Origin of the sequence: Carnobacterium sp. FSL W8-0810 (assembly GCF_038007125.1) — a bacterium.
Lineage (GTDB): Bacteria > Bacillota > Bacilli > Lactobacillales > Carnobacteriaceae > Carnobacterium_B > Carnobacterium_B inhibens.
The window spans coordinates 697896-720122 of the sequence record NZ_JBBOWO010000001.1; the positions used below are offsets into that span (position 1 = coordinate 697896).

Sequence of the window (22227 nt, forward strand, 5' to 3'; positions counted from 1 at the left end):
TATTCAAGAAGTCAAGGAATGCTGTAAGCAGATCTTGGCTTTTTTTGTATGCTGTTAGGTCTAAGGATTTGAACTCTAAAAAAATATCAAAAAAACGTGTAATCCAATAAAAATAATCATAAAATCCAATTTAATAGAGCGGAAAAGGTTTAATAACGAATGAAAATAAAAAACTATGATTAAACGTTTGTAAATATTTGGTGTGTTGTGCTATATTGAACGTGAGAAAATAGAGTGGAGGAAAATGAATGAATGCCATTGTCTCCGTTGTTATGGGAAGCACTTCGGATTGGGAAACGATGAAAGACTGCTGTGCGATTTTGGATGAATTTGATGTAGCGTATGAAAAAAAGGTGGTATCAGCCCATCGGACACCCGATTTGATGTTTAGTTTTGCGGAACAAGCAAGGGAATTGGGAATAAAAATAATCATTGCAGGAGCTGGAGGTGCAGCTCATTTACCGGGCATGATTGCAGCGAAAACCACGTTGCCAGTCATAGGCGTACCGATACAAACTCGAGCACTTAATGGAATGGATTCATTATTGTCTATTGTACAAATGCCGGCGGGTGTACCTGTTGCTACTGTGGCGATTGGAAAAGCAGGAGCTGCGAATGCAGGACTGCTTGCGGTTCAGATTCTTTCTATTGAAGATGAAAAATTGGCAAAAAAATTGGAAGTAAGACGTGATCGGCTTAAAAAAAGTGTAATAGAAAGTAGTGAAAATCTTGTATAAAACACTTAAACCAAGAGATACTATTGGAATTATTGGAGGCGGACAATTAGGAAAGATGATGGCTCAATCAGCAAAAAAGATGGGGTTTACTGTTGGAATCTTGGATCCTAATCAAAATTGTCCAGCAGCTCAAGTGTCTGATTGGAACATCTGTGCCGATTATGCAGACAAAAAAGCTTTGCGTGAGTTTGCGAGAAGAGCAACTGTCTTAACGTTTGAATTTGAGAATATTGATGCAGAAGCATTACAAGAGATGGAAGAGTTGGTAGCTATCCCGCAAGGTAGCGAAGTAGTAGCTATTACGCAAGACCGAATCAAAGAAAAACGGTTTTTAGAGTCTAGTGGGGTTTCGATTGCACCCTTTGAGGTTGTGGAAACAATAGACCAACTGAATACTGCCGTTGAAAAAATTGGCTATCCTTGCGTCTTGAAAACCACACGTTTTGGATACGATGGCAAAGGGCAAGTTGTCTTGAAATCAGAAGCGGATAAAGGAGCAACAGAAGCGCTGATTGCTGCTAATAGCTGTATTCTCGAAGCTTGGGTACCTTTTTCGAAAGAATTATCGGTCATGATTGTTCGCAACCAAAAAGGAGAAACGACCATTTTTCCTGTTTCTGAGAATATCCATATCGCTAATATTTTACATGAATCCATTGTACCCGCTCGGATTTCTCCAGAAGTGAGCGAAAAAGCGGTAGAAGCCGCTCAACAGATTGCTGATGCGTTGCAATTGATTGGAACGTTAGGAATCGAATTGTTTTTGACAAAAGACGATGTCATCTTCGTCAATGAACTGGCACCTCGTCCGCATAATTCAGGACATTACACGATTGAAGCAATGTCTCTTTCGCAGTTTGATGCACATATCCGAGCGGTAGCTGGGCTGACGATGCCAAAAGCACGCTTGCTTTCGAGTGTCGTTATGGTCAATATTCTTGGGCAACATATGGAAGACAGTTTAGCGTTCCGCGATAAAAAAGCGGAGTGGTCGTTTCATTACTATGGGAAAGAAGACTTGCATACAAATAGAAAAGTCGGACACGTCACGATCTTGACAAACGATGTAGAAGAAACCTTGATAGAAATAGAGAATACCGGGATTTGGAATGAATCATACAGAAAATTAAATCTGAATTAACCTAGAAAGACTGGAGCTATTGTTCCGGTCTTTTTTCGATGAAATAAGATAGGTTTCGTTCGTTTATCATTTGAAAAAATAGTGGATATTCCATTGACAATCAAAAGTTGAGTGCTACAATTAAAACGAATGATTAAACGGTATGGTAAATTAATGTTCGTAAATAGAAAGGAAGAGATAATGGAAAGGAAAGAATTGCTCTATACTGGGAAAGCTAAAAAGATGTATGCGACAAATCAAAAAAACGTTCTTTTAGCAGAGTATTTAAACCAAGTAACTTCGTTAAATGGTGCTAAAAAAGAAAATGTTGAAGGGAAAGGAGAACTGAACAACCAAATAACGGGCTTGATATTCACGTACTTAGCTGAAAAAGGCTTTTCAAGTCATTATATCCAAGAAGTGTCAAAAACCGAACAATTAATAAGTAAAGTTGAAATGATTCCTTTAGAAGTCGTTGTCCGTAACACGTCGGCCGGCAGTTTTACAAAACGATTTGGTATGGAGGAAGGAATCGATTTGCCTTTTCCGATTCTTGAGTTTTATTACAAAAATGATAAGCTGGATGATCCATTTATCAATGACTCGCACGTTAAAATGCTAAATGTTGCGAAAGACGAAGAACTGATCGAAATAAAAAAACAAGCCTTAGAGATCAATGCTGCCTTAGTGGAAATGTTCAAAAAAATCGCTATTCGCTTAATTGATTTTAAAATTGAATTTGGAAAAACGGCGGATGGGAAAATCATCCTCGCTGATGAAATCTCTCCAGATACTTGTCGTTTGTGGGATATAAATACGAAAGAACATTTGGACAAAGATCTTTATCGCCGTGATATAGGAGATATCATTCCTGTTTACGCAGAAGTATTGAAGCGGCTGAACAACATCTGAATAAACGAATTATCCTTTCATCTAGATACAGACTAATGAAAAATCAACCACTATAAATCAAAAGAGAAAAGTGAGGCGTTTCAATCGTGTATAAGGTAACCGTTTATGTCACTTATAAAGACTCCGTTCTAGATCCGCAAGGGGAAGCAGTCAAGGGTGCGGTTCATCGCATGGGATATGAGTCAATCGAAAATATTCGTATTGGAAAATATTTTGAAATCCAAGTTTCTAAAGATGAAAAGGATATCGAGCACGTAATTGAAGAAATCTGTGACAAACTTTTAGCAAATGTAGTAATGGAAACATACCGGTATGATATTCAGGAGGTTGGAATGTAATGAAATTTGCCATCATTGTTTTTCCTGGATCCAATTGCGACTTAGACATGTATACAGCTGTAAAAGATAGTCTTGGGGAAGACGCGGAATATGTTCAGCACTATGAAAACAGCTTGCAAGGGTTCGATGCAGTATTACTCCCAGGAGGATTCTCTTACGGCGATTACTTACGTACGGGGTCTATTGCCCGATTTTCCACTATTATGGCTGAAGTGATTCGATTTGCTGAAGAGGGAAAACCTGTTTTTGGAGCGTGTAATGGATTTCAAATTTTGACAGAAGCGGGTTTATTACCGGGAGCATTACGGCGCAATGAATCACTGAAATTCATCTCTAAGCAGCAAAATCTAAAAGTAGAAAACGTACATACATCATTTACATCAGGCTACGGACATGGAGAAATCATTACTGTACCTGTCGCACACGGTGAGGGGAATTACTATTGTGATAAAGAAACGTTACAGCAATTGAAGGACAACAATCAAATTGTTTTTACGTATGCGAATGATAATCCAAACGGAAGCATCGAAAATATAGCGGGCATTATCAATAAGCAAGGAAATGTATTGGGTATGATGCCTCATCCTGAACGAGCTGTTGAAGCATTACTGGGTTCAGATGATGGATTAAAATTATTCCAGTCTATGTATAAAAATTATCAGAAGGAGCTGTGCCAATGATGGTTTTTTTGGAACCAACACCCGAACAATTAAAAGAGTTGGAAGTCTATCGTGAATGGGGGTTGACTGACGAAGAGTACGCAATCATCAGTGAAGATATCTTGCACCGTTTACCAAACTACACCGAGACGGGTCTGTTCTCTGTTATGTGGAGTGAACATTGCTCTTATAAAAACTCAAAATCGATTCTGCGGAAATTTCCTACTTCAGGGACACAAGTGTTGCAAGGACCTGGTGAAGGTGCGGGTATTGTTGACATTGGTGATGGTCAAGCGGTGGTTTTTAAGGTGGAAAGCCATAATCACCCATCTGCGGTTGAGCCATACGAAGGAGCAGCGACTGGTGTTGGAGGTATTATTCGCGATATTTTTAGTATGGGAGCTCGTCCAATCGCGATTCTTGACTCTTTGCGTTTCGGTGAGCTAGACAACGAACGCACAAAATATATTTTCGAAGAAGTTGTAGCTGGAGTTAGTGGTTACGGTAATTGTATCGGTATTCCAACGGTTGGTGGGGAAACTGTTTTTGATCCTTGTTACAAAGGCAATCCTTTGGTGAATGTCATGTGTGTCGGCTTGATCGACCAAAAAGATATTCAAAAAGGGCAAGCTAAAGGGACAGGGAACACAATCATGTATGTAGGCGCAAAAACGGGGCGTGATGGTATTCATGGAGCGACGTTTGCTTCTGTTGAATTCAAAGAGGAAGAAGAAGCGCAACGTTCTGCTGTCCAAGTAGGAGATCCGTTTATGGAAAAACTATTGATGGAAGCTTGTCTAGAATGTATTTATGATTATTCTGATGCATTGATTGGAATCCAGGATATGGGAGCGGCAGGGCTTGTTTCATCAAGTGCTGAAATGGCTTCAAAAGCGGGTAGTGGATTGATTTTAAATTTGGATGATGTCCCACAACGCGAAACACATATGACCCCTTATGAAATCATGCTTTCTGAATCGCAAGAGCGGATGTTGTTGTGTATCAAGAAAGGTGAAGAACAACGGATTATTGAGTTATTTGAAAAATATGAATTAGAGGCTGTTACTATCGGGAAAGTCACAGATGATGGGTTGTATCGTCTATTTCATGATGGAAAAGAAGTTGCTAATGTACCAGTTGATGCTTTAGCAGAGGATGCACCAGAATACCTTAAACCGATGCAAGAGCCTGAGCGCATCGCGCTATTTGCTGCAATGGCTGACTATCAGCCAACCTTTACGTCTGCTGCAGAAACACTGGTTAAGTTGTTGCAACAACCAACGCTTGCTTCAAAGAAAAACATTTACCAAACCTATGATTCGATGGTCCGTACGAGCACAGTTGTGGGACCAGGAAGTGATGCCGCCGTTATTCGCATACGTGGAACTGAAAAAGCAATCGCGATGACGACGGATTGTAATAGTCGTTACATCTATTTAAATCCTGAGATTGGTGGACAGATGGCAGTATCAGAGGCTGCTCGTAATATTGTGGCTAGTGGAGGAAGACCATTGGCGATCACAGATTGTCTGAACTACGGAAATCCTGACAAACCTGAAATTTTCTGGGAATTGAGCACTTCTGCAGATGGCATATCAGAAGCCTGTCGTTTATTGAATACCCCAGTGATCTCGGGTAATGTATCGCTCTACAATGAAATGGATGGCGAAGCTATTTATCCGACACCGTTGATTGGCATGGTCGGTCTGATCGAAGATAGCAAACACATCACAACCCAAGCATTCAAAAATGCCAATGATCGAATTTTCATCATTGGCGACACAAAAGCGGATTTTAATGGTTCCGAATTACAAAAATTAGAATTGGGAAAAATCGAAGGGAAACTAATGGACTTCGACTTGACGACCGAAAAAGAGAACCAAGACATTGTTTTGAAAGCCATCCAAGCTGGACTGATTGAAAGTGCACACGATTTATCAGAAGGTGGATTGGCTGTCGGTTTGATGGAGAGCGTATTCGATACGGCATTGGGATTCGATGTAACAGTTGCGATGGATAAAACATGGTTATTTAGTGAAACGCAATCGCGATTTATTTTAACAGTGAAACCTGAAAATGTCCTTGCATTCAAAGCGCTAGTCAAGTCGACTGCAACAGAGATTGGGACAGTGGAAAATAATGGATTCGCAAAAATAGCTACTGAAAACGAAACAATTGCTTTATCCATAAAAGAAGTAGAAATGAAATGGCAGGAGGCTATCCCATGTTTGCTGAAACAAAAAGCTTAAATGAAGAGTGTGGGGTGTTTGGCATTTGGGGTGATCCAAGTGCTAGCCAACTGACTTATTTTGGATTGCATAGTTTGCAGCATCGCGGACAAGAAGGTGCTGGAATCGTTTCTTGTGATAATGGGAAACTATTGGTTCATCGCAATCTGGGGTTGATTAGTGAAGTCTTCAAAAATGGAGACGATCTTAAACGATTGTCAGGAGATCGTGCTATCGGACACGTACGCTATTCCACATCTGGACAGAATAGCATCGAAAACGTACAGCCTTTCTTGTACCATTTCTACGATTTAGATATCGCTATCTGTCACAATGGAAACTTGGTGAATGCCAAGAGCTTGCGACGTAATCTGGAAGAAGATGGAGCGATCTTTCATTCGACATCAGATACGGAAGTGTTAATCCATCTCATTAGACGTAGTCAGAAAGACACGTTGATCAATAAAATAAAGGAAAGTCTGAACCTTGTTAAAGGTGGGTTTACTTATGTTCTTATGACGGAGGAAAAAATGTTCGGTGCTGTTGATGCGAACTCTTTACGCCCACTCGTGATTGGACGATTGCCAAATGGTGCCTATGTGATGGCAAGTGAAACATGTGCGATAGATACCATTGGTGCAGAGTTTGTCCGTAATGTTAATGCCGGAGAGTTGGCCATTATTGATCGCAATGGCCTAACGATTGAAAAATACACAGAGGATACCAGTATTTCCATTGCGGCAATGGAATATATCTATTTTGCTCGACCAGATTCAAACATAGCCGGTGTGAATGTACATACGGCTCGCAAAAGAATGGGAAAACGGTTGGCACTAGAATCCCCTATGGTGAATGCGGATATCGTTATTGGTGTTCCTAACTCGTCATTATCCGCAGCTAGCGGTTTTGCTGAAGAGAGTGGAATCCCCTATGAAATGGGTCTGATTAAGAATCAATATGTAGGGCGCACATTTATCCAACCGACACAAGAACTGCGCGAATTGGGTGCGAAAATGAAGTTATCGGCTGTTAAAGGAGTCGTGCAAGGGAAAATTGTTGTCATGGTAGATGACTCGATCGTCCGAGGTACAACAAGTAAACGAATTGTCACATTATTGAAAGAAGCCGGAGCGAAAGAGGTCCATGTTCGCATCGCTTCTCCTCCCTTGATGTATCCAAGTTTTTACGGAATCGACATTAGCAAATCTGCTGAACTGATTGCTGCAAGAATGACAGTTTTTGAAATGTGTGAGTCTATCGGAGCAGACAGTTTGTCATTTCTCAGCCAAGAAGGCCTAATTGATTCAATTGGATTGAAATTTGATAGTCCTTACTCAGGTTTATGCATGGATAGTTTCAATGGGGATTATCCAGCAGGACTGTACGACTACGAAGAAGACTATCTAAAAAATATGACCGAAATTCAAAAAGAAAATCTTAGGGGAGGGTAATAATGGGAAATGCTTATGCGAATGCTGGTGTCGATGTCACAGCGGGTTATGAAGCAGTCGAACGCATCAAAAAACATGTCAAACGTACCAAACGGCCGGGTGTTTTTGGTGAAATCGGTGGATTCGGCGGTCATTTTGATCTTGGTGAACTCAACTATAAAAAGCCCATTCTTATATCTGGGACAGATGGCGTTGGTACAAAACTACTGTTGGCCATTGAATCTGGAAAATGGGACACAATTGGAATCGATTGTGTCGCGATGTGTGTCAATGATGTTGTGGCACAAGGAGCAGAACCCCTTTATTTCTTAGATTACATTGCGGTCGGGAAAAACCATCCTGAAAAAATCGAGCAAATTGTAGCTGGTGTGGCAGAAGGGTGTGTCCAATCAGGAGCGGCTTTAATTGGCGGTGAAACAGCTGAAATGCCGGATATGTATGATCCGGAAGATTTTGATTTGGCTGGATTTACGGTTGGTATTGCTGAAAAAGATGCTTTATTGTCTGCTACGTTAGTCAAAGAAGGGGACATGTTGATTGGGTTACCTTCAACGGGAATCCATTCAAATGGTTATTCGTTAGTACGAAAAATTTTCTTTAAAGATCATGCGTATACATTAATGGATAAAATACCAGAATTAGGTGATCAAGAGTTGGGCGATGTTTTATTGACGCCAACAAAAATTTACGTTAATGCTTTACTGCCACTGATAAAAAAACAGTTGCTTCATAGTGCTGCACATATCACAGGGGGCGGATTTGTTGAAAATATTCCACGGATGCTTCCTGAAAACGTACAAGCTCACATTCAGTTAGGGAGCTGGCCAGTGTTGCCAATTTTTCAAACGATGCAAACAATCGGTAAAATACCAGAAGGTGACATGTATGAAATATTCAACATGGGAATCGGCATGGTTCTTTCTGTTGCTCCTGAAAAAGTACCTGAAGTATTGGCCGTTCTTTTAGAGAACAACGAAAAAGGCTATGTGATTGGTTCGGTAATTTCAAAGGAATCAGAGGAAAAGGTCATTTTGAAAGAGAAGCAACTATGAGAATAGCTGTATTTGCTTCAGGAAATGGTTCTAATTTCCAAGCGATAGCAGAGGCAATCGCCTCCAAACAAGTCGATGCAATCCTTTGCTTCCTGTTTTGCGACAATCCGAAAGCCTCTGTCATAGAGCGTGCAAAAAAAATGGGTATCCCTTTTACAGTCTTCAGTCCGAAAAACTATGAGAATCGAGCAGCCTATGAGTCAGAACTATTGAAGCAGCTTGAACTAAACGCGGTGGATTTAATTGTATTGGCAGGATACATGAGAATTATTGGGCCGACATTGCTAACGGCGTATGCAAATCGTATCTTGAATATCCATCCTTCTTTATTGCCATATTATCCTGGTAAAAGCAGCATTCAAGACGCATTTGAAGCAAACGAAAAGGAAACTGGTGTGACGGTGCACGTTGTTGATGCAGGGGTAGACACTGGACCAATTATCGCACAAGAGAAGGTGGCTATTTTACCTGAAGATACAGTAGACTCTCTGGAGGACAGAATACATCAAGTAGAGCACCGTCTTTTTCCGCAGGTCATTCAAAAAGTGATTGAAAATAAAACCTTTAAAAAGAGTGAATAAAAATTGAGGAGTGGCGTAGAGTGACAAGAGCATTGATCAGCGTTTCAGATAAAGCAGGTATTGTACCATTCGCACAAGCATTAGTGGTAAAAGGTATCGAAATTATTTCAACTGGTGGAACCAAGAAGGTATTAGAAGATGCAGGTGTCCCAACCGTTTCTGTTGAAGACGTGACTGGATTTCCAGAAATGATGGATGGTCGTGTCAAAACCTTGCATCCACTTATCCATGGGGGTTTATTAGGGAGACGTGATCTACCTGAACACATGTCGGCAATGGAAAAACATAACATCATACCGATTGATTTTGTGGTGGTAAATCTTTATCCATTCAAAGAAACAATCAGCAAAAAGGATGTTGCTTTAGAAGAAGCCATTGAAAATATTGATATTGGCGGCCCGAGTATGTTGCGCAGTGCAGCTAAAAACTATGCAAGTGTGACTGTTTTGACGGATCCAGCTGATTATAATAATGTCATCAGTGAATTGGAAGAAACAGGAGCAACAACGATCAAAACCCGTCAAGCTTTAGCTGCAAAAGTCTTCCGTCACACCGCAAGTTATGATGCCTTGATTGCGCAATATTTGACCACTAATGTTGGCGAAGAAGAACCTGGAAAATTAACGTTGACCTATGATTTGAAACAAAAACTACGCTATGGTGAAAATGGACATCAAGTCGCTAATTTTTACCAAGATTCAATGATTGTACCCTTCTCGATTGCAAATGCGATTCAATTACATGGAAAAGAATTGTCATACAATAACATTAAAGATGCGGACGCGGCTATTCGTATCATACGTGAATTTGATGAACCGGCAGTAGTTGCTGTCAAACATATGAACCCGTGTGGAGTGGGTATTGCTGAAACGATTGAAGAGGCTTTTGATCGCTGTTACGCAGCTGATCCAGTCTCAATATTTGGAGGAATCGTAGTTGCTAACCGCCAATTGGATACTGTGACAGCAGAAAAGCTGAACAGTATGTTCTTAGAAATCGTTCTCGCGCCAAGTTATACAAAAGAAGCATTAGCTATTTTATCGAAGAAAAAAAATATTCGGATCATGACCTTGGATTTCTCAACAGCAAAAGTAGGCGGCAAAGAAGTTGTTTCTGTGTTGGGCGGGATATTGGAACAAACACAAGATATTAGCACAGAGGATACAGCAGCTAACTGGGAAGTACTGACGGACCGTAAACCAACCGAAGAGGAAATGAAAGCTATGGACTTTGCATGGAAAATAGTTAAGCACGTAAAGAGCAATGCTATCGTGCTGGCAAACAGCAAACAGACCGTTGGAATTGGGGCCGGTCAAATGAACCGAATCGGAGCCGTTAAGATCGCAATCGAGCAAGCTGAAACGAGCAATACTATAGAAGGTGCTGTACTGGCTAGTGATGCTTTCTTTCCTATGAATGATAGTGTTGAATACGCCGCAAAACATGGCATCAAGGCAATCATTCAACCAGGTGGAAGCATCAAAGATAAAGAGTCTATTGAAATGGCAAATAAATACGGAATGACCATGCTAAAAACTGGCGTACGTCATTTTAGACATTAAGAAATAGACTAGAATGCAACACAGTACTGAACAAATCCAAAATACAGCAAAAACTAACTAGGGAGTGTTTTAAAACTATCTTATTAAGCAGCGAGTAGCTACAACGAGCGCTAGTTCGATTAACTGAAAGTCGATATTCACTGTAGTTACCCTACCTTTCTCAGCTAGCCCAAAAATCAGAATAGTTATTAGCTTTCAAACACATCCTAATTCAATAAAAAAAATTGGAGGATTTCGTAGATGAAACTTCTTGTTATCGGCAATGGTGGACGTGAGCATGCCATCGCAAAAAAATTCACAGAAAGCTCATTAGTTGAAACTGTTTATTGTGCTAAAGGGAATATTGGGATGGAAAATGATGGCATCCAATTGGTTGATATTGCAGTAAATGATCATCAAGCGTTGATTCATTTTGCGAAATCAGAAAAAATTACTTGGACGTTTATTGGACCGGAAATAGCTCTATTTGAAGGATTAGTAGATGCTTTCGATAGTGCTGGATTAAAGGTTTTTGGACCAAGCAAAAAAGCAGCAGACTTAGAATGTTCAAAACAATTTGCAAAAGAATTGATGGAAAAATATGCAATTCCAACCGCAACGTATGAAATATTTGAAGATCATGATGCCGCTTTAGCATACGTGGAAAACCATGGCGTACCAATTGTCATCAAAGCAGATGGTTTAGCAGCTGGAAAAGGGGTAGTCGTTGCGATGACTCTAAGGGAAGCTGCGACTGCGTTAAGTGAGATGTTAGTGAAAGGGAAGTACGCAGCGGGCAAACCCAAGGTGGTTATTGAAGAATACCTCGAAGGTGAAGAATTTTCTTTGTTTGCTCTTGTAAATGGAACGAACTATTATTATGCCGGTGTTGCTCAAGATCATAAACGGGCCTATGATGGGGATAAAGGACCGAATACGGGTGGTATGGGCGCTTATTCTCCAGTACCGCAAGTTTCTGAAGCGGTGATTCAAGAAGTTTTGGAGACGGTCATAAAACCAACTGTGAATGCAATGGTTGCTGAATCACGTCCTTTCAAAGGGGTCATTTACGCTGGATTGATGATGACAAAAAATGGTCTGAGGGTCATCGAATTTAATGCTCGTTTTGGTGATCCCGAAACCCAAGTTATTTTGAACCAGCTAGATTCTGATTTGGCACAAGTGATTGATGATATCTTAAATGAAAAAGATCCAGTTATTAAAATGCACACGGACCGCTATACACTAGGTGTTGTTGTTGCAGCTGAAGGTTACCCAGAAAATACGATAAAAGATATTCCGTTACCACAGATGACTACCGCAGATTTAGGTTGTACCATTTATACTGCGGGTATGAAGAAAGAGAAAAGCAGTCTTATTTCTGATGGAGGGCGTATTTTATTTGTTGCAGCACAAGGTTCAACGTTACAAGAAGCCCAAGACAAGGCTTACCACTACTTAACGAATAATCCGATAGCGCATACGTTCTATCGTTTTGATATCGGAGAAAAAGCCATCCAGTTTACAAAATAAGAGTACTGAGGGGGAAAAGATGCAGTTTCTGAAGTAGTTGGAAGGAATAGTTTTATTGTGATTTTCTTTTATTTTTAATGCCTTTTGTTTTGGACAATGCCTTTTGTGTTATATGATGTCTATAGAGATATCTATACAACAGGTAGATGGCACAGTAGAGAAACAAAAATTGAAAGGAGCACGAATAAAATGAAAACATCAAAATTAATCAATATGGGTAAGGATCATGCACATGACGCATTTGATATGGCCAAAGATTATCTTCCTTCGACACATCAGTTAGCTAAATCGAAGATGAAGACAGATAAGATGCTTGCTAAGGGAGTCACTAAGGTAATGCCCAAAAAAGTAAAACGAATGGGATTAGCAAAATTAATTATTTTACCTCTAGCAGGAGCGTTAGTTGGATTATTGTTTGCACCTAAATCCGGGAAAGCCTTACGAACAGATATAAAAGATAAGTTCGCTGATGCAAAAGATACTGGCATGGAAAAAGGGAAAGAATGGAAAGAAAAGGGCGTAGAAAAAGCTCAAGACATGAAAGAGAACCACATGGAAAAAACGGATATAGAACATAAGACTGGCTCTTCCGATAAAACAGAGTCAGCTCATGGAAATATTCATGGTACGCCGGCGGAACCAACTGAAGATCAAACTATTCCAGCTGATAAATTGGCTGAAACATTAGATGATTTAGGCTATGATTCTGAAGAAGAATTAACAGAAGAAGAAAAATAATTAAAATTAAAAAAAGCCACCTTGTTCTGTCATGTAAAGATGACAGAACAAGGTGGCTTTTTTTGGAAATCGATATAAAAAGTTTATTATTTTACTTTGACCACGAGTTTTGCTCTGGTATAAAAATAGATTAAGCAACTAGAAGATGATTCCATTGATACCGATAATGTTAAGTTATCTTGGAACATTATGCTTGTAGGACTCTTTAAGTGAAAATAAATTTTCAAGATGTTGTTTTATTTCTTCAGGCATTTGTTTCGCCATTTCAACGATCAACGTATCGATCAGGGCTACGACCGACGTCATGGAATGGTAGTCATCGGGTAGGCCTCGTGCTACAAAAAAGGTTGTAATGCCTTCTTCAGAAGTAGAGTTATAATGCCTATCTGCAAAAGACAGAATAGGAACTTTGATTTTTTTTCCATAGTCTTCTACCAGTTTGATTTCTCTAGGGACAGAACCGAACCTAAAAAGGACAATGGCATCTTCTTGTGAAAGGTTATTTAATTTCTCAAAAAGTTCTGAACCACTTGCAGTAACGAGCTGGATATCCAAGTCAAAGCGATTCAAACGGAAAACGAGTAAGTCAGCAGGACTTTTAGCAGCACCTTTGGCAAAAACATAGATTTTTTTAGCTTTTAACAGTAAGTGAATCGCCTGATTCAATGTTTGCATATCCAGATGAGAGACGGTTTCTATCAAATGCTGAATTTCTTTGAAAATGAGTAAATTGTCTTTAGCATTCAAGTCACCTTCTTCAAAACTATTTTGGAGTTTTTTAGCAGGCGAGACTTGTATATCAGACAAAATGGCCATTTTCATTTCTTTAAATGACGGATAACCAACTTTTTTTGAAAAACGAGTAATGGTTGCATCGCTGATTCCTAGTTCATTAGAGATCTCTGTTATGGTTAAAAAAGGAATCATTTCAATATTTGAATAGATATATTCCAATATTACAAGCTGACTTTTGGTCAGGGAATCCTTAGGAATGGTAAAAGTATGTGTAGCCATGTTTTCCTCCTTTAAGGGTTACTTATCATTTATTGTAGCATAATTTTTCTGGTTTAATGAGTTCGTTAATGAAAAATAATTTTCTTTTTCTTATTTTAATGAAAAAAATACTACATTTTTACTTTAAATTTGCGGGTAATTTACATTCGTTCGGTAAGATAACCATGTACTAAATAAAACATAAACTATTGGAGGAATTACTTTGCATTTAAAAGGAAAACGAACGGAACTTACGCAAGCACAAAAGATGATGGTTTTCGTCTTATCTATGTCTTTATACGGTCTGGCTACATTGTTCACAGAATTGATTCCATCTGTTCAGTTGGGTATCGTTGAATTATCAGTTGAGTATTTTGCTTTTATTCCCTTAACGTTAGCAATTTTATTTGATCCACTATCAGCTGCATTAGGTGCAGCTACTGGAGAAGTGATTTTTAGTGAAATTATGTTAGGCCAATTTGGTGGTGTCGGAGAAGTTGAAAAATTTGTTCTTTTCTCTTTAGGCATCTATATCGCTGGAATGATGGTCAATGATCCTCTTAATAAAGTCCAAGTTGCCATCGCTTCGTTTACGGGCATCTTCATTCACCAATTTTTAGGGGGATTAGTCGACATTTCAAAAGTGGTGTTTGCGGTTGAAGACTTTGAAGCTGTTCAAGGGTTACCTGAATCAGTATTTTTCACTGAAGGATTTGCAATTTTAAATGATTTGCTATTCTCTGGAATCTTATTCTGTGTGCTCCCAACGTTATTCTTAGTCCCAAGACTATATAAAAAAATTGAACCTTTATTGGGTATGCGTCCAAGAACACCTGAAAATAGACCCTCATTTGGAGCAGTATTAAATGTCAAAATCATCTTGATGGCAATCGGTTTCTTCCTAATCGCCGTCACAACTGAATTTATGGCAGAAACGGGAATCAACTTTATTGACTGGGAAGCAAGCTGGGCTGAAAGTCCTGAAGCAGTCTTTGCAGGCATTGTCATTACGTTAGTTTTGATCGTAGGCATTATACTTGTTATCAGAAAAAATAAAACGATTGGTGTAGGTGAGTAATTTGATTGAGATCAAAAATCTCTACTTTAATTATCCAAGTCAGGAAAACTATCAACTGGAAGAGATCAATTTAACGATTGAAGATGGAGAGTTCGTAGCTATCGTTGGAAACAATGGAACGGGTAAATCAACTCTATGCAAATTGTTGAATGGAGTGATTCCACATTTTATCGATGGCGATGTGAGCGGATCCCTTAAAATAAATGGAGTGGAAACTGTGGATTCAACCGTTTCAGACTTGGCACATACGATTGGCTATGTCTATCAGGATTTTGAAAACCAGTTGATTCGTCCAAAAGTGTTGGATGATGCTGCCTTTTCATGTCTGAACAATGGTTTGGAAGACTATGTTGAACGTGGGATGGAATCCTTAGAATTAACGGGGTTAGAAGAACAATCAGATGAGTATATCTGGCAGCTATCTGGTGGTCAGAAGCATTTACTGGCGTTAGCAGGAATGACAGCTTTAAGACCAGATATCTTGATTTTGGATGAACCGATAGCGCAACTGGATCCTTATCATGCACTCAAAACGTATGATGTACTGAAGCGATTTAATAAAGAATTAGGCAAAACGATTGTTGTGATCGAACACCATACAGACTTTATTGGTAAATATTGCGATTCGGTTATTTTTATGAAAGACAATCGGATCCAGTGGAAATTACCTGTAAATGAAGCACTCGTTAGAGTAGAAGAATTGATGGAAGGCTCGATTTTCCCGCCACAAATTACTCAAGCAGCGCATCAGTTAGCTCAGCTTTCTGGAAGGAATGCGGTAACCTTGCCAATCAATCACGATCAAGGGAAAGAGTATTTCAAAGAGTATGCACTACAGACTGTTGAAAAAACCATGCCTAGTGTTCGTTCAAAACAGGATGATGTCATGATTTATTTAAAAGACGTTTCGCTCAGCTACGATATGATCAAAGGAGATAAAAAACCTATCTTTGATTCATTGAATCTTACAATCAACAAGGGAGAGAGAGTAGCACTGATTGGAAATAACGGTGCAGGTAAATCAACGCTGCTTAAGTTACTGACAGGACTAATCAAACCAGACAGCGGAGAAATAGAGTTGGATGGTAAAGACATTATCCGGTTAAAACCGGAGCAGATCTCAGATACAATCAGTTATGTTTATCAGAATCCTGAAAATATGTTTATCGATGACAGCATTAAACGCGATATTGCTTTTTCAATGAAAGCAAGAAATATAAAAGGGCACAAAGAACGAACAGAGGCTCTGTTACGCCAGTTTGATTTAGTAGAGCTAGCTGAAAGAGATGGACGGCTACTTAGTGGAGGACAGATGCGCAGAGCTTCTCTAGCAATCGGGGTAGCGTTGAATCCGCAAATCATGCTACTGGATGAACCAACAGCCAATCTGGATATTGCAACGAGAAAAAGTATTACGAAAACGCTTGATGATTTAAAAGATAGCTTGGAAACGACTATTATTGCCACACACGATATGCAGTTGGTAGCAGAGTGGGCGAATCGAATTGTTGTTCTTCATGAAGGGAAAGTTATTGGAAACGGTACAAGAGAAGAGATTTTTCATGATGAAACATTACTTCAGTTAGCTGGAATCGATCCGCCAGAAATCTTTAAATTGGCAAAATCGATGAATTCGGATGCTTCTATCTATACAGTTGATCAATTTGTTGATCAGTTACAGAAGAAAGAAGGGGTCTTGTCATGATGAAAGTGAATGAAAATTTCTTAGATAAATTTACGATCACGACCTTGAAAAATCAGGTGTTGAAAAATGCTTACGGGAATGATGAAACTTTTGTTGCTTCACTAGATCCTCGTACATTATTCATTTGGTATGTGCTCTTTGGGATTATTCCTTGGTTCCTTACGAATTATTGGGTATTAGCTGGTTTGTTTATTTTTGTAGCCATTACGACTAAGTTAGCACGAACAGTACCGTTGATCTTATTCGTCTTTTGTATCGGCCTTTTGTCAGAAACAGGTTTTTTGTTTCTATTCATCTTATTATTCGGCGGTGATTGGTCTGCATTGATTCCTGTGCTCCAGTTGACATTGAAAATCGGTGTCGTCTCACTAGCTTCGATTACGACATTTGCTGGGATGGATCCTGATAAATTATCTAACGGACTTCTATCAATTGGTTTGCCTGATCAGTTCGCATTCAGTATTTCTTATGGTTACCGAATCTTACCGATCATTATGGAAGAATTCCAGAGTGTCAATCTTTCTTATAGATTGAGAGGTGTACAACCCGATTCAAATGGCTTTATAGGTAAGATCCGTTTCATTATTTATCAATTAAAAATCATCATGCGTTCATTCTATCCCTTGATGTTGAATATGGCTAAACGAAGTCGAACAACAGTAGAAGCACTAGAAATAAAAGGCTATCGTAATTCAATGACAGATCCAAGGGTGAAAAAAATGAAATTGAAAACATTAAAATTCACTTCAAAAGATCTTACATTTTTAGCAAGTTCAGTTTTATATTTTGCTTTAGTTGTTACTGCAGCGCTCATCGCACCCAAATTATTTTAAACGGAGGAACTTATTTTGAAAATAGATTTTCACACGCATGGTAAATTAGCAAAAAACTTACCATTTTCAGAAGAATATACTGTGCAGTTATTTAAAGAGGCAAAAGCAAGAGGCTTAGATGCTCTCTGTCTGACGGAACATTTCAACACTCAGGAATTCGAAAAAATTTATGGCTACATTACAGAGAACTATCCAAAAGATGGAGACACTTATCTAGTAGAAGGTGTACGTGTATTCCCTGGATTAGAAGTAGATATTCAAGAAGGAGGCCACAATTTAGTTATCGGACGATTTGAAGATATTTTGGAAATCCGTCGTCGCGTTTTACCAGAACTAAATGAAGCATTTCTACCCGCAGAAGACTTGTTTTCTATCATCAAAGAATACAATGTGCTTTTCGGGGCTGCACATGTTTACCGAAGTGGATGCAACAATCTAGCATTATCGGAGGATTTGATCGACTGTTATGACTTCTTTGACTTGAATGGAAAAGATACTGGATTGATGGGATTAAGTAACAGAAAAAATATTGAAGCCATAGCTGCTAAATACAATAAGCCGGTTTTAGCGGGAAGTGATACACATCAGTATCTCCAATATGGTGTATTGTACAATGACTTTGACAAAGACGTGAATACCATTGATGCACTGAAATATGAAATTGAAAAAAAAGCTTATACTGTCGAAATCGATAAGGGCATCAGTCAGAAAGTCGAAGCAGCAACGCTACTGAAAAAAGCGTTAAAAGAATTACAAAAAGTAGGCGGGCGTTACGATATCAACCTTGCTAAAGTTAAACTTTAATTTATAATCTATAAAACAGAAAGAAGATGATCTCGCTAATGAATCGAGATTATCTTCTTTCTATGTCACATTAGATATGTGGATATAAGCTAGTTCGCTTTGTTGCTCCGTCAACTAAACTACTTAATTAAATCTATAGTGACAAATATATCAGTATTAACTTTTATTACATTATGAATTACACTGAATTTGTTACAAATGATCGACATCTAAGAAAGAAGGAAAAATATGAAGAGTAGAGCAGCAGTAGCATTTGGTCCAAATGAACCACTTAAAATTGTTGAGATCGATGTAGAAGAACCAAAAGAAAATGAGGTATTAGTTAAAATATTGTATACATCTGTTTGTCATACGGATGCATTTACGTTGTCTGGAGATGATCCAGAAGGAGTTTTTCCAGCTGTCTTAGGTCATGAAGGTGGAGGTGTGGTTGAATCTATAGGTAAAAATGTCACTTCCGTAAAACCAGGAGATCATGTTATACCACTTTATACAGCAGAATGTGGAAAGTGTGAATTTTGTCTTTCTGGCAAAACAAATTTATGTAGTGCAGTCCGTGAGACGCAAGGTAAAGGGTTAATGCCTGATGGAACAACTCGTTTTTCATATAAAGGAGAGCCAATTTATCATTATATGGGAACCAGCACTTTTAGTGAGTACACAGTTGTAAATGATATCAACTTAGTAAAAGTTGACGAAAATGCTCCTTTGGACAAAATTGCTTTACTTGGTTGTGGAGTTACTACAGGTCTGGGAGCAGTTAAAAACACTGCAAAAGTTGAAGAAGGCGCTGTAGCAGCTGTATTCGGTCTTGGTGCAATTGGTTTAGCCGCTATTCAAGGATTAAAGAAAGCAAACGCCAAACGCATCATTGCAATTGATATTAATCCTAGCAAATGGGAATTAGCTAAAAAAATGGGCGCAACTGATTTTGTTAATTCAAAAGAATATGATCGCCCAATCCAAGAAGTTATTGTAGAAATGACAAATGGTGGTGTAGATTATAGCTTTGAATGTATTGGTAACGTTGATGTAATGAGATCTGCACTTGAATCTTGCCATAAAGGATGGGGTGAAAGTATTATCCTTGGTGTAGCAGGTGCTGGAAAAGAAATTCAAACACGTCCATTCCAATTAGTTACCGGACGCGTATGGCGCGGATCAGCATTTGGTGGAGTAAAAGGAAGAACTGAATTACCAGGAATGGTTCTGGATTTCATGAATGGTGAAATTGATTTAGATTCATTTATTACTCACAACTTAGAATTTAAAGATATCAATGAAGCATTCGACTTATTACACAAAGGTGAATCAATCCGCACTATCCTGTCTTATTAAGAATTGTTTTTTTCGCAAATAATTTTTTAGAAAAACAATCAGCGATGCAAATCCATTCTAAAAAAAGGAATTGGAGACGATTAAGCTAACTGCAGTCGTGAAATAAAAGAATCATCTTTTGATTGTTTGGATATCAAGTGGACATGTTTAGAACTATTAGATGATTTCATCATTTATAAAAGAACAGTTAGAGTTTCATATCGCTGAATCAAAAACAATAAATCCAAGGAGTGAAGTATATGACAAACATTAAATTACACCCAAGATTAGATAACGGAATCCAAGATTACCCTGAAGTAGAAGGATTCGGTGGGGGCACATTAACGTGTCTTTGTGAATCGAATAAAGTAGAGGTCAAAGTAAGCTCACAAACGCTACACAACCACGCATGTGGCTGTTCTCAGTGTTGGAAACCAGAAGACGCTAGGTTTTCTTTAGTAGCTGTAGTTTCTCGTGAAACAGTTGAAGTCATTAACAATGAAGATAAGTTAGAAGTAGTTGATGAAACAGCGGCAATCCAAAGACATTATTGTAGAGATTGTGGTGCACATATGTATGGTCGTATAGAAAATAAAAATCATGCATTTTACGGATTAGACTTTATTCATACAGAATTATCAGAAGAAAAAGGATGGTCTGCACCAAAATTCGCAGCCTTTGTTTCATCTGTAATCGAAACAGGTACACCAGCTTCTAAAATGGCGGATGTTCGTAAAGAATTAAATAATCTGGGACTACCGACTTACGATACCTTGTCTCCTGAGTTAATGGATTTAATTGCTACTAAAGCTGCGGAACTAAAGGGTACGTTACAAGTATAAGGATTCTCTTTTAAAAAAAATCAAATAATAAGTTAACACTATTTTTGTTGATACTTCAATTATTGTAAAGAATTGTTAGCATTTAAATAGTTCTCTTTAACAGCTAATTGACAATTAGGAGTCTGGTTTACTACCGGATTTATACTTGTCAGTTAGCTGTTTTTAAACTATAAAATATACTCAATAATACAAACAATCTAAGTCAGGATAACCTTCAAATAAGACCTTGAGCACTCTTTAATAGAGTTTTCAAGATCTTATTTAATACTAACTATTTAATTTTTACTAGTATATTTAAGGAACGTAAATGGAGCACAGTTCAATTATTTATAATTAATTGAAAAGTCCAAATCCACCATTCCAGCTAATTTTTTCAGAACCAGCTAGAGTCAATTGTAGGAATCCTAAAGCTTCCAATTCGCGTGCTCTCTTCAAAGAACCAGCATCAAGAGTCGCTAAACCACTGCCATCTAAAGCATCGAAAACTTGATTCTTAGCATCAGTGTCGTCACCTGCAACTAAAACAGTTGTTGGATGTGAATCACCAATAGTTTTGCTTGTCAAAGTTCCAGCAAATGTTGTGTTGAAAGCTTTCAATACTTTAGAGTTTGGAAGTGCTTTTTGAACTTCAGCTGCTGCTGAACTGTCAGAAGGAACAACCAAAGAATCAAATGTAGCAAAATCAAGCGGGTTTGTAATATCAATAACAACTTTTCCAGCTAATTTTTCTGAATTTTCTTCCACAATAGAAGAAAGTGCTGAATAAGGAACAGCCAATACTACGATATCGCCTAATTGATCTGATGATTCACCGCTACCGATGTAAGACACAACGTTTCCTGCTGTTTCGAAGTTACCGCCAATTGCTGAACCCATATTTCCTTTACCAAAAATTGTAATGTTTGCCATGTTTATTTTCCCCCTATAATGTCTTTTTTGAAGTACAAGTTGAGTATAACACTTATATTTAGTAAGTAAACAAAAAAGATTCAAATTCGCAAATTTCTTACTAATCATTATTATTCTGCTGCAAATTCTGTTACAGGACGCTTTTCGCATTTTATCAATTAAACATATTATGAAAGAAAGTTTAGAGATGTTGATACAATTATATATATAGATTTTCTCTGATCTAACTATAACAAGATTTTTCCGCAACGAGACTTAAATATTTAGCAACTTCTGAGGTTTCAGTCAGATTGATGATTACCTGACAGAATCTTTCTGCAGTTGGATGTGCTTCGAGCTAACTTAAAGAGATACCTTCTATCTATTTAATTGTATCTATTCGTGTTATAATGAATAGCTTAAGGTTTACTTAGAACGGATGCAAAGAAAGCCTCCGCCTATCAATAAACTATGGAGGTGTAAGAAAATGAATAAACAATGGACAATCGATTCAATCAAGGATTTTGTTGAAAAAAATTCGGATAGCAAGTTGCTAACAACAGAATACCGTGGTTTTTCTCAAAAACTACAATTTGAATGTGCATGCGGCAATACATTCGAGAAATCCTTTACAAAATTTAAAAATAAAAATCAACGCAAGTGCGAAGTTTGCCAACCATTAAAAGAAGCATTTTAACAAATAGCAATTAAAAAAACTCCTTGTCGAATACTATGTATAAAATAGGAGGAGTCAAAAATTTCAGTAAATTTAAAAAGCGTGAGCAGCTGGCTCACGCTTTTTTTTATAAAAATAGGTTTGAGTGATCTTCTTCATCTTAAATAAGACATTAACTTATTTTGTATCAACTAATTAAAA

Annotated in this window: 21 protein-coding genes; 19 read left to right on the forward strand and 2 right to left on the reverse strand. The window is 38.2% G+C overall.

What is annotated here, in order from left to right:
- The first annotated feature begins 248 nt into the window (after positions 1-248).
- From purE to NST49_RS03485, 12 genes are all read left to right on the forward strand, one after another.
- Positions 249-737 (forward strand): 5-(carboxyamino)imidazole ribonucleotide mutase, encoded by a 489-nt coding sequence (gene purE, locus NST49_RS03430; protein ID WP_034537879.1) that lies wholly within the window; start codon positions 249-251, stop codon positions 735-737.
- Complete coding sequence (gene purK, locus NST49_RS03435) at positions 730-1878, forward strand: 5-(carboxyamino)imidazole ribonucleotide synthase (protein WP_034537877.1); 1149 nt, start codon at positions 730-732, stop codon at positions 1876-1878. The genes purE and purK overlap by 8 nt, the downstream gene beginning before the upstream one ends.
- A 180-nt stretch (positions 1879-2058) precedes the next feature.
- A complete protein-coding gene (gene purC, locus NST49_RS03440) occupies positions 2059-2769 on the forward strand; it encodes a phosphoribosylaminoimidazolesuccinocarboxamide synthase (protein WP_034537874.1) in 711 nt (236 codons plus the stop codon).
- Positions 2770-2855: 86 nt separating this feature from the next.
- Positions 2856-3107, forward strand: coding sequence for a phosphoribosylformylglycinamidine synthase subunit PurS (gene purS / locus NST49_RS03445; RefSeq protein ID WP_034537873.1), 252 nt, complete (start codon positions 2856-2858; stop codon positions 3105-3107).
- Positions 3107-3787 (forward strand): phosphoribosylformylglycinamidine synthase subunit PurQ, encoded by a 681-nt coding sequence (purQ, locus tag NST49_RS03450; RefSeq protein WP_023179482.1) that lies wholly within the window; start codon positions 3107-3109, stop codon positions 3785-3787. Before purS ends, purQ begins: the two co-directional genes overlap by 1 nt.
- Positions 3784-6015, forward strand: a complete 2232-nt coding sequence (purL, locus tag NST49_RS03455; protein WP_034537871.1) for a phosphoribosylformylglycinamidine synthase subunit PurL — start codon at positions 3784-3786, stop codon at positions 6013-6015. The genes purQ and purL overlap by 4 nt, the downstream gene beginning before the upstream one ends.
- On the forward strand, positions 5991-7445 hold the full coding sequence (purF, locus tag NST49_RS03460) for an amidophosphoribosyltransferase (RefSeq protein ID WP_034537870.1): 1455 nt from the start codon (positions 5991-5993) through the stop codon (positions 7443-7445). Before purL ends, purF begins: the two co-directional genes overlap by 25 nt.
- Positions 7446-7447: 2 nt before the next feature.
- Complete coding sequence (gene purM / locus NST49_RS03465; RefSeq protein WP_034537868.1) at positions 7448-8497, forward strand: phosphoribosylformylglycinamidine cyclo-ligase; 1050 nt, start codon at positions 7448-7450, stop codon at positions 8495-8497.
- On the forward strand, positions 8494-9078 hold the full coding sequence (gene purN / locus NST49_RS03470; RefSeq protein WP_341047021.1) for a phosphoribosylglycinamide formyltransferase: 585 nt from the start codon (positions 8494-8496) through the stop codon (positions 9076-9078). Before purM ends, purN begins: the two co-directional genes overlap by 4 nt.
- Before the next feature lie 20 nt (positions 9079-9098).
- Positions 9099-10640, forward strand: coding sequence for a bifunctional phosphoribosylaminoimidazolecarboxamide formyltransferase/IMP cyclohydrolase (gene purH, locus NST49_RS03475; protein WP_251165881.1), 1542 nt, complete (start codon positions 9099-9101; stop codon positions 10638-10640).
- A 240-nt stretch (positions 10641-10880) separates the two neighbouring features.
- Entirely contained in the window at positions 10881-12152 is a 1272-nt protein-coding gene (purD, locus tag NST49_RS03480; protein ID WP_341047026.1) for a phosphoribosylamine--glycine ligase, read from the forward strand.
- A 189-nt stretch (positions 12153-12341) separates the two neighbouring features.
- A complete protein-coding gene (locus NST49_RS03485; RefSeq protein WP_341047029.1) occupies positions 12342-12890 on the forward strand; it encodes a YtxH domain-containing protein in 549 nt (182 codons plus the stop codon).
- A gap of 174 nt (positions 12891-13064) precedes the next feature.
- On the opposite strand, the gene NST49_RS03490 is transcribed toward NST49_RS03485, so the two are convergent.
- Positions 13065-13904 carry a MurR/RpiR family transcriptional regulator gene (locus NST49_RS03490; RefSeq protein WP_341047030.1) on the reverse strand — a complete coding sequence of 280 codons (840 nt, stop codon included), beginning with the start codon at positions 13902-13904 and terminating at the stop codon, positions 13065-13067.
- Positions 13905-14106: 202 nt separating this feature from the next.
- Here NST49_RS03490 and NST49_RS03495 point away from each other — a divergent pair, with 202 nt between their 5' ends.
- From NST49_RS03495 to gfa, 6 genes are all read left to right on the forward strand, one after another.
- Complete coding sequence (locus NST49_RS03495; RefSeq protein ID WP_341047032.1) at positions 14107-14961, forward strand: hypothetical protein; 855 nt, start codon at positions 14107-14109, stop codon at positions 14959-14961.
- A gap of 1 nt (position 14962) precedes the next feature.
- Complete coding sequence (locus tag NST49_RS03500) at positions 14963-16666, forward strand: ABC transporter ATP-binding protein (RefSeq protein WP_034537854.1); 1704 nt, start codon at positions 14963-14965, stop codon at positions 16664-16666.
- Positions 16663-17499 carry an energy-coupling factor transporter transmembrane component T family protein gene (locus NST49_RS03505; RefSeq protein WP_023179465.1) on the forward strand — a complete coding sequence of 279 codons (837 nt, stop codon included), beginning with the start codon at positions 16663-16665 and terminating at the stop codon, positions 17497-17499. Before NST49_RS03500 ends, NST49_RS03505 begins: the two co-directional genes overlap by 4 nt.
- Before the next feature lie 15 nt (positions 17500-17514).
- Positions 17515-18303: a PHP-associated domain-containing protein gene (locus tag NST49_RS03510; RefSeq protein WP_341047039.1), complete on the forward strand. Its 789-nt coding sequence runs from the start codon at positions 17515-17517 to the stop codon at positions 18301-18303.
- A gap of 228 nt (positions 18304-18531) precedes the next feature.
- On the forward strand, positions 18532-19641 hold the full coding sequence (locus NST49_RS03515; RefSeq protein WP_023179462.1) for an S-(hydroxymethyl)glutathione dehydrogenase/class III alcohol dehydrogenase: 1110 nt from the start codon (positions 18532-18534) through the stop codon (positions 19639-19641).
- 239 nt (positions 19642-19880) lie between these two features.
- Positions 19881-20462 (forward strand): S-(hydroxymethyl)glutathione synthase, encoded by a 582-nt coding sequence (gene gfa / locus NST49_RS03520; RefSeq protein ID WP_023179460.1) that lies wholly within the window; start codon positions 19881-19883, stop codon positions 20460-20462.
- A 333-nt stretch (positions 20463-20795) separates the two neighbouring features.
- Here gfa and NST49_RS03525 read toward each other — a convergent pair whose 3' ends face one another.
- A complete protein-coding gene (locus NST49_RS03525) occupies positions 20796-21371 on the reverse strand; it encodes an NADPH-dependent F420 reductase (protein WP_023179458.1) in 576 nt (191 codons plus the stop codon).
- A gap of 466 nt (positions 21372-21837) precedes the next feature.
- On the opposite strand from NST49_RS03525, the gene NST49_RS03530 reads away from it, so the two are divergent.
- On the forward strand, positions 21838-22047 hold the full coding sequence (locus NST49_RS03530) for a hypothetical protein (protein ID WP_341047042.1): 210 nt from the start codon (positions 21838-21840) through the stop codon (positions 22045-22047).
- Positions 22048-22227 lie beyond the last annotated feature (180 nt).